This window comes from Haloarcula sp. CGMCC 1.2071 (assembly GCF_037078445.1).
In the GTDB taxonomy this organism is placed as follows: Archaea; Halobacteriota; Halobacteria; order Halobacteriales; family Haloarculaceae; genus Haloarcula; species Haloarcula amylolytica.
In genome coordinates, this window is the sequence record NZ_JAYMGY010000003.1 from 499,832 (window position 1) to 511,213 (window position 11,382).

The 11,382-nt window shown below is 65.8% G+C and carries 13 protein-coding genes; 6 read left to right on the forward strand and 7 right to left on the reverse strand.

Annotated features, from left to right (window positions below; translation table 11 throughout):
* Positions 1–194 precede the first annotated feature (194 nt).
* Genes nadA through nadC form a run of 3 tightly spaced genes read left to right on the forward strand, consistent with a single transcriptional unit; the run spans position 195 to position 3,672 of the window.
* Positions 195–1,322 (forward strand): quinolinate synthase NadA, encoded by a 1,128-nt coding sequence (nadA, locus tag VI234_RS09980; protein WP_336329925.1) that lies wholly within the window; start codon positions 195–197, stop codon positions 1,320–1,322.
* Positions 1,323–1,324: 2 nt separating this feature from the next.
* On the forward strand, positions 1,325–2,851 hold the full coding sequence (locus tag VI234_RS09985) for an L-aspartate oxidase (protein WP_336329889.1): 1,527 nt from the start codon (positions 1,325–1,327) through the stop codon (positions 2,849–2,851).
* The gene (gene nadC, locus VI234_RS09990; protein ID WP_336329890.1) at positions 2,851–3,672 is read left to right on the forward strand and encodes a carboxylating nicotinate-nucleotide diphosphorylase; all 822 of its coding nucleotides are present in this window, start codon (positions 2,851–2,853) and stop codon (positions 3,670–3,672) included. The genes VI234_RS09985 and nadC overlap by 1 nt, the downstream gene beginning before the upstream one ends.
* A gap of 7 nt (positions 3,673–3,679) precedes the next feature.
* Here nadC and VI234_RS09995 read toward each other — a convergent pair whose 3' ends face one another.
* Together VI234_RS09995 and VI234_RS10000 are read right to left on the reverse strand one after the other, a co-directional pair.
* A complete protein-coding gene (locus tag VI234_RS09995) occupies positions 3,680–4,171 on the reverse strand; it encodes a pyridoxamine 5'-phosphate oxidase family protein (protein ID WP_008310720.1) in 492 nt (163 codons plus the stop codon).
* Between the two features lie 90 nt (positions 4,172–4,261).
* Complete coding sequence (locus VI234_RS10000; protein ID WP_008310722.1) at positions 4,262–4,996, reverse strand: bifunctional helix-turn-helix transcriptional regulator/GNAT family N-acetyltransferase; 735 nt, start codon at positions 4,994–4,996, stop codon at positions 4,262–4,264.
* A gap of 186 nt (positions 4,997–5,182) precedes the next feature.
* Between VI234_RS10000 and VI234_RS10005 the strand changes: the two genes are divergently transcribed.
* A complete protein-coding gene (locus VI234_RS10005; RefSeq protein ID WP_336329891.1) occupies positions 5,183–5,851 on the forward strand; it encodes an RNA 2'-phosphotransferase in 669 nt (222 codons plus the stop codon).
* A 17-nt stretch (positions 5,852–5,868) separates the two neighbouring features.
* On the opposite strand, the gene gpmI is transcribed toward VI234_RS10005, so the two are convergent.
* Positions 5,869–7,428: a 2,3-bisphosphoglycerate-independent phosphoglycerate mutase gene (gpmI, locus tag VI234_RS10010; RefSeq protein ID WP_336329892.1), complete on the reverse strand. Its 1,560-nt coding sequence runs from the start codon at positions 7,426–7,428 to the stop codon at positions 5,869–5,871.
* A gap of 170 nt (positions 7,429–7,598) precedes the next feature.
* Here gpmI and VI234_RS10015 point away from each other — a divergent pair, with 170 nt between their 5' ends.
* Positions 7,599–7,991, forward strand: a complete 393-nt coding sequence (locus tag VI234_RS10015) for a DUF7522 family protein (protein ID WP_008310728.1) — start codon at positions 7,599–7,601, stop codon at positions 7,989–7,991.
* Between the two features lie 136 nt (positions 7,992–8,127).
* Positions 8,128–9,378, forward strand: coding sequence for a DNA double-strand break repair nuclease NurA (locus tag VI234_RS10020; RefSeq protein WP_336329893.1), 1,251 nt, complete (start codon positions 8,128–8,130; stop codon positions 9,376–9,378).
* A 6-nt stretch (positions 9,379–9,384) separates the two neighbouring features.
* On the opposite strand, the gene VI234_RS10025 is transcribed toward VI234_RS10020, so the two are convergent.
* From VI234_RS10025 to VI234_RS10040, 4 genes are all read right to left on the reverse strand, one after another.
* A complete protein-coding gene (locus VI234_RS10025; RefSeq protein WP_008310733.1) occupies positions 9,385–9,687 on the reverse strand; it encodes a hypothetical protein in 303 nt (100 codons plus the stop codon).
* A complete protein-coding gene (locus VI234_RS10030; protein ID WP_336329894.1) occupies positions 9,687–10,037 on the reverse strand; it encodes a winged helix-turn-helix domain-containing protein in 351 nt (116 codons plus the stop codon). The genes VI234_RS10025 and VI234_RS10030 overlap by 1 nt, the downstream gene beginning before the upstream one ends.
* Before the next feature lie 89 nt (positions 10,038–10,126).
* Positions 10,127–10,462, reverse strand: coding sequence for a DUF7113 family protein (locus tag VI234_RS10035; RefSeq protein WP_008310737.1), 336 nt, complete (start codon positions 10,460–10,462; stop codon positions 10,127–10,129).
* Positions 10,463–10,505: 43 nt separating this feature from the next.
* Positions 10,506–11,297, reverse strand: a complete 792-nt coding sequence (locus VI234_RS10040; protein ID WP_336329895.1) for an endonuclease/exonuclease/phosphatase family protein — start codon at positions 11,295–11,297, stop codon at positions 10,506–10,508.
* Positions 11,298–11,382: the final 85 nt, after the last annotated feature.

Consider the following 11,382-nt stretch of genomic DNA (forward strand, 5'->3'; position numbering starts at 1 on the left):
ATATAGAAGCAGTTAGATCGCCAAAGCCGGATATAAAACCCGATAGGCCACCAACACCGGAAACAGAACTGTAGTTACCTCCAATACCAGGTATACAATCTCCTTGCCCACCAAGCCCCGACTTTGAAGATAAAATCTTTTCACGGGAGAGCTCCGAAGTGTGAGTACCGACAGGTGGATACATCGTGCCCGAAATGGAAACCGCAGCGTTCGAGACGGACCTCAGCCTCTTCAAGTACGACAACCTCGAGCAGCTCCCGCCGGCGTACCGGGACCTCGATGCGGACGAGCGGACCGAACGCATCGAGAGCGCGCTCGATACCCTCGGTGACGACGTGGTCATCCTCGGCCACAACTACCAGCGCCGGGAGATCGTCGAACACGCCGACTTCATCGGCGATTCCTACCAGCTCTCGAAGGAGGCCGCCGAGTCCGACGCCGACTACGTGATTTTCGGCGGTGTGACGTTCATGGCCGAATCCGCGGACATCATCACGGACGACGACCAGTCCGTGATCCTCCCGTCGATGGAGGCGTCCTGCCCGATGGCCGGCATGGCCGAGGCGCTGCAGGTCGACGCCGCGTGGGCGGAACTGACCGCGGCGCTCGACGACGACGAAGATATCATCCCGATCACGTACATGAACAGCTACGCCGACCTGAAGGCCTTCTGCGCCGAGCAGGGCGGGCTGGTCTGTACCTCCTCGAACGCGCACAAGGCCTTCGAGTACGCCTTCGAGAAGGGCGACAAAGTGCTGTTCCTGCCCGACAAGCACCTCGGTGAGAACACGGCCCACCGGCTCGGCATGGCCGACGAGACCGTCGAGTGGGACCCGTGGGACGCCGAGGGCACCGACGCCGCTGACGCCGTCGAAAACGACGTCATCCTCTGGGAGGGGTACTGCCAGGTCCACGAGCGCTTCCGCGAGCACCACATCGAGTCCATCCGCGAGGACTACCCCGAGGCGAACATCATCGTTCACCCCGAGTGTCGCCGCGAGGTCGTCGAGGCCGCCGATGTGGCCGGCTCCACCTCGACCATCTGTGAGTCCGTCGCCGAGGCTGACCCCGGCGAGACGTGGGCCATCGGCACCGAAATTCACCTCACCCACCACCTCCAGCGGTGGCACCCCGAGGTGAACGTCGTGCCGCTGTGTGGCGATGCCTGCATGGACTGCAACGCCATGCGTCAGATCGATCCGAACTACCTCGCGTGGGTGCTGGAGGAACTGGTCGAGGGCCGCGAGCGAAACGTCATCGAAGTCGCGCCGGAGGAGAAGGAACTGGCACAGGTCGCGATGGACCGAATGCTGGAGATCTAACCATGACGGACGACCCGATTACAACGGACGTGCTGGTCATCGGCTCCGGCATCGCCGGGCTGGCGGCGGCGCTGTCTGCGGCCCGCGAAGGCGACGACGTCACGCTCGCCACGAAGGCGACCCGCCCGGAGGGCTCCTCATCCTGGTGGGCCCAGGGCGGCATCGCAGTCTCCCGGGACACCCCCGAAGAGTTCAAAGAAGACATCATGGCCGCTTCGGACGGCACTGCCGACCCCGACGCCGTCGACGTGCTGGTCGAGAACGCCAACGGAGCCGTCGAGGACGTGCTGCTTGACACCCTCGACATTGACTTTGACCACAACGGCTCCGACCACGACTTCACCCGCGAGGCCGCCCACAGCGAGGACCGCATCCTCCACGTCGACGCCTCGACTGGCAAGCACATCCACGTCCCGTTCCTGAATTACATCGACGACCACGACAGCGTGGAGATTCTGGACGACACCGCCGCGCTCGAACTCATCCGTCACGAGGGTCGTGTCCACGGCGCGATGCTCGAATCCGACGGCGCGGTCGACCCGTACTTCGCCGGCAGCGTCGTGCTGGCGACCGGCGGCATCGGCGACCTCTACCCGCGGACGACGAACCCCGACAATACCACCGGGGACGGCATCGGGATGGCCGCACTCGCCGGGGCCGACGTGGAAGGTATGGAGTACGTGCAGTTCCATCCGACGGCGTGCGTACTCGAAGGTAATTCCGGTAGCGCTGAGGTCGCCTTCCTCGTCAGCGAAGCCGTCCGCGGCGAGGGCGGCCTGCTGCGCAACGGCAAGGGCGAGCGGTTCATGCCCGACTATCACGCCGACGCCGAACTCGCGCCGCGCGATGTGGTGGCTCGGGCGGTCAAAGCCGAGCGCGAGGCGACCGGCGAGGTCACGCTGGATGTCTCTCCCCTGAACTTCGTCGAAGAGTTCCCAGACCTTGCAGACAACTGCGAGGAGTACGGCATCGACTGGACAGACGGCATTCCGGTCGCGCCCGCCGAGCACTTCCTCTGTGGCGGCATCAGCGTCGACGACCGCGGTCGGACGACACTGGACCGGCTCTATGCCGTCGGCGAATGCTCCCGAACCGGCGTCCACGGCGCGAACCGCCTCGCCAGCACCTCCCTGCTCGAAGGGTTGGTCTGGGGCCTGCGCGCCGGCGAAGACGCCGCCGGGGCCGAGCCGGAGCCAATCGAAGCGCCGGAACTCCTCGAACGCGACCCGGATCTGCCCGACCGCTTCGCCCGCGACAAGTTCCAGCGGCTGACTCGCGTGATGGACGAGAACGTCGGCGTCGAGCGGGACCCCGCGGACCTCCAGCGCGCGATGGCCGTCCTCCGCCGGCTCAAGGGCGAAGTCGACGCCTACGTTCGCACGCGGACCAGCCGCTCGCTGTACGAACTCCGCCACGCCAGCGTCACCGCGCTGTTGATCGCGCGCCACGCCGCCGAGAACGAGGAGAGCGTCGGTACGCATAACCTCGTGGATGCGAGTGAGGAACCGCCGGAGTCCACGGCCGACTGATGCTCGCCGATAGCGACATCGAGCGGTGGCTCCGCGAGGACGTGGGCCACCACGACGTGACCAACGACGTGCCCGGGACGACCGAGGGCCGGCTGGTAGCGAAAGAGTCCGGCGTCGCCGCCGGTCTCGACGCCGCCACCGCTGTGTTCGAGTATCTGGACTGTGCGGTTGAGACACCGGTCGACTCCGGGGACGCCATCGATGCCGGCGACGTAGTGCTTCGCGTCGACGGCCCCGCGCAGTCGGTCCTCCGCGGCGAGCGCGTCGCCGTGAATATCACCGGCCACGCCTCGGGCGTGGCGACGAAGACGCGGGCCGCCGTCGATGCGGCGGAATCGGCTGCGACGGATTCCACGCCCCGCATTGCCGGCACGCGCAAGACGACTCCCGGCCTGCGCGGCATCGAGAAGCGAGCGGTAGCGGCCGGCGGCGGCGACACCCATCGACTGGACCTCTCGCACATGGTGATGGTCAAGGACAACCATGTCGCCGAGATGGGACTGGTCGACGCCATCGAGCACTTCCGCGAGCGGGCGTCCTTCGCCACGAAACTCGACGTGGAGGTCGAAGCTCCGGCGGACGCCCCGCGGGCCGCCGAGGCCGGCGCGGACATCGTCCTGCTCGACAACATGACTCCCGCGGAAACTGAGCGGGCCGTCGACAGAGTGGCAACGTCTGCTTCCGACGCGCTTACCGAGGCTAGCGGCGGTATCACAGTTGCGGACGTGCCGGCCTACGCCGAAACGGGCGTGGACATCATCTCGATGGGGTCGCTGACCCACTCCGCGCCGACGCTGGATTTCTCTTTCCGAACGGGCTGAGTCCCGGTTACTCCGGTCCACTCGTCGAAGATTCGGTTCTGAGTTCCGGCGGGAGTTCGAGTTGCTTGATACCGGCCCGCTCGTCGATTCGGAACCGATACAGCGCCGTGGCCTCCGTCTCGGCCGCCCGCTCGAACACGTCGGGCGTCCAGGAAGTGTCTATCTGTTCTTCGATTGCCCTGCGTTCGTCGCCAGGGACTCGTTCGATGGTCCCCGTCAGCAGGACGCTGCGCCAGTTGAACGTCGTTTCGACGTCGTAGATGAGAAACCGGGCAACGTCCGCGTGGTCGCTCACCGTCACTTTCCGGCTGTCGGCACCGAGAACGTAGACGAAGTAGAGCGTGGACTCGCCGTCGTACCAGAAACCAAGCGGGCGCAGTAGCGGCGCGGAATCGGTCGGGACGCCAAGCACGCCGATGCTCTTCCGTTCGAGGGTCTTTTCGATGTCCTCGACGTCCATCTGGAGCATTCCGTAGTCTTCTAGTTCGGTAACTGTCATGTCGTCACTTGTCGGTAGACAATCATAAATCCATAGGGCGCTATCTCCGGGTTCTCCGCTCACGAGCGTGGCGCTTGCCGTCAGTCCGTCTCACTCCAGCCGGCGCGCCATCATCACCTCGTCGACCAGTTCGCCGTCGATCTCGTAGTGGCCATCGCGGACAGCCTCGACCGTCCAGCCGGTCTCCTTCAGGAAGTCGATGGCCCGCTCGTTCGTGGCCGGCAGGCTGTTGTACACCTTTCGACAGCCGCGGCTCGCGGCCCATTCGACCCCGCGGTGGAGCAGGTGGCTGCCGATACCGTGACGGCGGTACGTCTCCATTACTCCGAGCGTGAGTTCGGCCGTCGACGCGAGTTCGGCCACCTCGGACATGGCGACGTGGACCCAGCCGACGACGTCGTCGTCGACCGTGGCGACGAACACGACGCGACAGCGATTGGGACCCCAGCGGACGAGCGTGTCCTCGTAGGCCAGTTGCTCGGCGACACCGGCCGCGATGATGTACGGCGCTTCGCTGGTCACGTCGCGTATCGTCCCGACGACGCCGGAGAGGTCCGACGGCCGGGAAGGCCGTATCTCGTAGCTGACGCCGGCCTCGTAGTGTTCGGCCGTCTCGCCGTGGTGGAGCGCCACGGTCAGCTTCCCGTCCTCGGTGGCCTCGATGAGGTCGTCCCGTTTGAGAATGGAGACGTGGTGCTGGAACCGCTCGGGGTCGACGCTGATGGCTTCGGCCACCTCGGCGGGCGCGACAGGGCCGTTCCGCTCCACGAACCGATACACATCGGACCGCTCACCGCCGAGTTCGAGGTCTGTTGGGGACGGCATTTCGTTATGGCAGACTGATGACTGTATCTACTTGAAGATACCCGCCCGCCGGGATGGAGAGTTAAGCGCTACTTCGGAAGTAGCAGTGCCGTGGCCGCCGGTGAAAGCGTCTGGGACAGCTGTCGATACGCGGGCCGTCGTCACGTCCGCGTGACGCTTTTGTATGGTCGCGGCCCAACCCCGACCATGCCAGATGCGGTCCGTCGCTGTCCCGAGGACGGCTTCTTCGAGGGGAATGCGTGCCCGGTCTGTGACAGAGAGGGGACCCTCGTTCTCGACGGCGCACGGCGACGACAGCTCTCGAAGTTCGTCTCCGGGGCGCTCAGACACTTTCCCGAGGACGCAGGCATCGAGGTAGACGAAGCGGGGTGGACGGCGTTTACCTCTCTCCACGCTGCTGTCGAGCGGAAGTACGACTGGGCCGACGGCGAGGCACTGGCTGGAGTCATCGCCACGGACCCGAAAGGGCGGTTCGAGCGGACAGGAACCAGTGACGAGTCAAGCACAGTAGCCGCTGGCGGCCGCGTTCGGGCGGCTTACGGGCACTCTGTCGACGTGACTCTCGACGCGACCGACGACCCGGTCCCGACGACGCTGTATCACGGAACTGCGCCGCGAAACGCCGCCTCGATACGCGACGCGGGACTGAAGCCGATGGGGCGACAGACGGTCCACCTCTCGGACTCCGTCGCGGCGGCCCGCGAGGTGGGGCGTCGCCACGCCGCCGACCCCGTCGTGTTCGTCGTCGACGCCGCGGCGATGCAGGCCGACGACCGCCGAATCGTCAAGCGCGGGACCGAGACGTACACGACTGACCGCGTGCCGCCGGGGTATCTCTCACTGCTCGAAAAATAGCGTGATCGCGTCGCCCGCTATTCGATAAGCGGCGTGCCGGTCATCGCCTCCGGCTGGTCGATGCCCATGAGCATGAGCATCGTCGGCGCGAGGTCGGCCAGCGTCCCGCCGTCGCGGGCGGTCCGGCCGCCGGCGGTCCCGTCGGCGGCCAGGTAGATGAACGGGACGGGGTTGGTCGTGTGGGCCGTGTGCGGGTCATCGACGGTCCCCATGTCGTCGGCGTTCCCGTGGTCGGCACAGATGAGAGTGTGGCCGCCGGCGGCCCCAATCGCCGCGACCAGCCGGCCGAGCTGTTCGTCGACGGTTTCGACGGCGGTCACCGCCGCGTCGAAGTCGCCGGTGTGGCCGACCATGTCGGGGTTGGCGAAGTTCAGGACCATCGCGTCGGGGTCCTCGCGGTCGATGAACTCGATGGCGGTGTCTGCCAGTTCCGGCGCGCTCATCTCCGGTTGCATGTCGTAGGTCGCCACGTCGGGGCTGTCGACGATCTCGCGGCTCTCGCCGTCGAACGCGACCTCGCGGCCGCCGTTGAGGAAGTAGGTGACGTGGGGGTATTTCTCGGTCTCGGCCAGCCGGATCTGTGTCTTCCCGGCTTCAGAAAGTACCTCGCCGAGCACGTCCTCGGGCTGGTTCGGCGGGAAGGCGACCGGCAGGTCGAACGTCTCGTCGTATTGCGTCATCGTCACCAGTCGGATGGCCGGCGGCTCGGTGTCGGCCCCCCAGTCCTCCGGGCGGATATCCCCGAGCATCCGGGTGAGCTGTCGGGCGCGGTCCGAGCGGAAATTGAAAAATATGACCGCGTCGCCGTCTTCGAAGCCGGCGTGGTCGCCGACGGTCGTCGGCTCGATGAACTCGTCGGTGGTGTCACGGGCATAGGATTCAGTGGCGGCCGCGACAGCGTCGGCGGCGTGGTGGTCGCCCTCGCGGTGAACGATGGCGTCGTAGGCCCGGCGGGTCCGCTCCCAGTTCTGGTCGCGGTCCATTGCGTAGTAGCGGCCGCAGACGGTGGCGACGTGGCCAGTTCCGTGCGCCTCGGCGTGGGCTTCGAGGTCGGTGAGGTAGTCCTCGCCGCCGGTCGGCGAGGTGTCGCGGCCGTCGGTGAAGGCGTGCGAGACGGCGTCGGTCCCGCGCTCGCCGGCGAGTTCGATGAGCGCGTGGAGGTGGTCCTGATAGGAGTGGACGCCGCCGTCCGAAACGAGGCCCATGAAGTGGACTCGACCGCCGTGTTCCTCGGCGTGCTCGAATGCCGACAGAACCGTTTCGTTCTCGAAGAACGGCGGGTCCTGTGCGGCGTCGTCCGGTGGCGACTGGCCCCGCGAGCGGGCGATGCTGTCGCTGACGCGGGCGGAGTCCTGTTTGACGACGCGGCCGGCCCCGATGTTGAGGTGGCCGACCTCGGAGTTACCCATCTGACCTTCCGGGAGACCGACCCGGCGGCCGTGGGTGGCAAGCGTCGACGCTGTGCCTGCGTCTCGGTAGCGGTCGAAGTTCGGCGTGTCGGCGGCGGCGACGGCATCCCGGACATCGTCGTCCGGATTCAGGCCCCACCCGTCTAAGATGATGAGTCCGACGTCCATACCCGGTGGGTCACGCGACCGGCCTAATACACTGTCGGTCAGCCCCGAACGTGACGGTCGATAATGCGAGATTCGGCGGTTCTGGTGTCGGTACTCCATATCACTACCCTGCTATCACTGCCAGTATCGGGAACCCTGAAATTAAGAGGGAGGCCCGCCTTCGGTCTGGCATGACTCGGAACATTCTCTCGGACGATCTGGCCGACGCAATCGTCACGACAGCCCGGACAGCGACGGGTGACTCGCTCCGTTCAGTGACGTATTTCACGCGTGCGAACTTCGAGCAACTCTACCTGCGGGAGGACCTCGAACAGGACGCCGACCTCAACGACTTCGTCGGTCACGAGTGGCAGGGGTACAAGCAGACGAAAAACGCATATCAGGAGTCCGAACTGGGCGACTACCGCTTCACCGTCCGCGCGTTCTCTAACGGCTACCTCCTGCGGGCGACGACCGAGCGCCAGGGCGTGCTCATCACCACGGACGGCCTGACGATGCAGTCCTACGAGGAGATCGCCGAGGCCATCGAACGCATCCTCCGTGAAGAGTCCGGCAAGGAGTAATACTGTCGGCTGTAACTGTTACAAGATATTCGCCAACCCGGAGTGGCGGAATTCGTCACAGACGGACAGCCGACAGTATAAGCGCCGAATCGGCAGGTGACCAAAGGGTTATGCCCGTCCCCGCGAACGCACGGGCATGACGCTGGACCCGGTCCACGTCGACGGCATCGCCAAGCTCGCCGGGCAGGTGCGCGAGACCGTCGAGACGAGCGACCAAGAGGCGGCCGCCGAGGAAGTCTGGGAGAGTTTTCTCGACCCGCTGTGGCAGGACGGAACGAAGATTCTGGAACCGCTAGACGAGCAGCGCCGCCGGAAGGTCCCTATCGAGGATATCGCGCTGGCGGACCCGCCGTTTCCGACCCAGCACGGCCTGGATTCGGGGACTATCAATCCCACGACGTTCAAGAACGGGCTGGTGCTGGACGTGGCACAGGCGGCGATGGGCAGCGTACCTTCGGACGTCGAACTCCACCGCGGCCGAACGATTATCATGGCCGTCCACTCGAACGACGCGACGCTGGGATTCGACGGCGACTGGCAGGGCGGGGACCGCGGCTACGCCAAGCGGCGCGTCCTCGACGTGCCACAGGTCGACCGCTACGAGCAGCGGGTCGTCCACGCGCTGGCGCTGTACCTCGCGGAGAGCCAGCACGCGCTGACAAACGCCGACGTGGTCGAGGACCTGTTCATCCTCGACGGGCCGATCTACCCGACCGGCGTGCTCCGCTGGGCCGACCGCGACACCGAACTGGCCGACCTGCTTGCCGAGGACGACCGCCCGAAGACGGTGGTCAACAACTACGTCGACCTCGTCGAGCGGTTCGTCGAACGGGACGTTCCGATGGTGGGATTCATCAAGAACTCCTCGACGAAGGCCCTCACACGGGCGCTGCGGCGCAAGACCAACGCCCCCTGGGTGAACGACACCGCCTTCTTCCGCCGAATTCTGGAGCGACGCGACGACGAGGGAGAACTGCAGACCGACTGTCTCACTGCGACGAACTGGTTCCGCTCGCGGGGCGGAACTGACGGCATCATGGCCGCCGACGGCGACGCGCTGGGCATCGAGCGGTCGCTCGACCCCGAAGCCTACGAAGTGACGTTTTTCGTCCTCTACGACCCACGTTCCGACCTCGTGTTCCGCGTCGAGGCCCCGTACGCGTTCACTAAAGACCCGGAGTGCCGGGCCAAACTCACGCGGCAGATACTCCACGATGTGGCCCGCGAGCAGGGGCCGCCGCTGGCTATCGGGAAGGCCGACGAACTCGCCAAAATTGACCGCCAGGGGAGCGAGGAACTCACTCGCCGCATCGAGCGGACCTTCGAGACTGACCGCGAGCGGGAGTTCAACGATATCCGGTGGGGCGCCGTCGAAGAATCGTTCTGAAGCGTGCTAATCGCGGCGGGCCAGAACGATGGCGTACAGGAGGGCGATGAGCCCAACGAGTTCTGTGATAGTTCCCGGAAGGGGAAACACCACTCGCGGGAGGACCTGCACGGCACTGAGGGTAACGAGGTACGAGACGAAGGTGAGGAGGCTGATTCCGACGGCCAGTGCGAGCATAGAGCGGGTCCGTCGTCGACGGTAGCCAACGAGCGCCAATGCAGCAATGAGCAGCCCGACCCCCGTCTGTGCGAGGTGGAAAGCAGTGTTCACGGTAACCCACGTTTCGGCGGAGAGGCCGGCAAACTCCATCAGAGCCCCTCCCAGAGATCTACTAGAGCGTCGGCGAACTCGTGTGTCTTCGACTCGACGGAGAGGGTCACGTCGAAGGTCCCGTCGGTAAGCCGCACAGTGAGCGCATCCATCTGTGCCTCGTACACGTCCGGGTGATGGCCGTCGTCCGCGAGTTGCGTTCGAGCGGCGACGAGGCCGCAGTCCTCAAGCGCGTCGAGGCGGCGATACACGGTCGAGAGTGACATGTCGCAGTCGTTGCTGAGTTCGGTTGCTGTCATCGGTCTGTGACTCGTGGCTGCAAGGAGCGCGCGAGCGTAGTCATCGTCGAGGAGGGCGAACACCTCGGTCGGGGACGGGTCCTCGGCCACGCGCAGTGGGTTCACCCGTCACATTGGTATAACTCACTGGTCGTTCGCTGACTCAGAAAACGGGCCGCCGTTCTCCACAGACCTGTCGGCTACGCCGTCTCGGCCTGCTGCACCGTCACGTCGACCGTCTCGCCGGCCACGCCGAGCCGGGCGAACTGCGTTCTGACATGTTCTTTGGCCGCGTCGATTGCCGCATCGCGCGTCTCGAAGCCACGGGGCATCGGGGATTCGAAGGCGATTCGGATCTCGCGGTCGTCGATGGACTGGACCTGTCCGCCGCTTTCGACCTCGTAGAAAGCGTCACAGACCCAGACGTAGGGCGTCCCCTCGTCCGGCGCGCCCTTGAACTCGGGCGGCTCCTCGCCCGGCTCGTACAGCGTCCCGGTCAGCGCCGTCCCGCCCGCGGTCCCCCGAATAAGCAACATAGTTACACGTAGGGGCCACACAGGCAAAAGATTCTCCCTCGGGTCAGGGTTCACAGTCGACCACGACGGGCAGGTGGTCGGAGCCGTAGTGGTCGTCGTCGCGGTCGGCGATGACCGCTCTGGTGTCGACGGCCACGTCCTCGCTGACGAACACATGGTCGATCCCCATCTCGGGGAGGAGGTTGTGGAAATCGGTCCGGCTCGTCGTCGGGCCGTGGGTCGCGGTCGCTGTGTCGCGGGCGTCGACGAGCCTGCGGCCGTCCGGGAGTTCGTGTCCTTCGGCCTGCTCGTAGGCCGGCTCGCCGACGACGCAGTTGAAATCGCCGGTCACGACCGCGGCGGCTTCACGAGCGATAGAATCGAGGTGGTCGAGCACCAGTTCGATGCCCTCAATCCGCGCGTCAGCCCCCCGATGGTCCAGATGCGTGTTCAGACACAGCAGGTCCTCGCCGGTGTCGCGGTCACGGAGGCGCGCCCAGGTCGCCACGCGGGGGTACGCGGCGTCCCAGCCGACGCTGCTCGGCTCGGCGGGCTGTTCGGAGAGCCAGAACGTGTTCGTGGCCGCGCAGTCGAAGCGCTCGGCCCGGTAGCCGATGGCCGTGTGCTCCCCACCGGCGTCGACGGCGTCACGCGGGTCACCGACCCACTCGTAGCCGTCCAGCAACACCTCTAGCTCCCGGAGCTGGTGGGCCATCGCTTCCTGAATCCCGATAATGTCGGGGTCGTGATACCGGAGTATTCCCGCCACCAGCCGCCGCCTGTGGGGCCACCCGTCTCCCCCGTCCCCGGCGGTGTCGTACCGCACATTGAAAGACATCACCCGCGTCGGCTTCATATGCGTTCGTTGACAGCCATCCGGGTAAGGTTTCACATTCATGCTGCCGGGGAAAGGTGTTAATCCCCGGCTACCCTGAACTGGG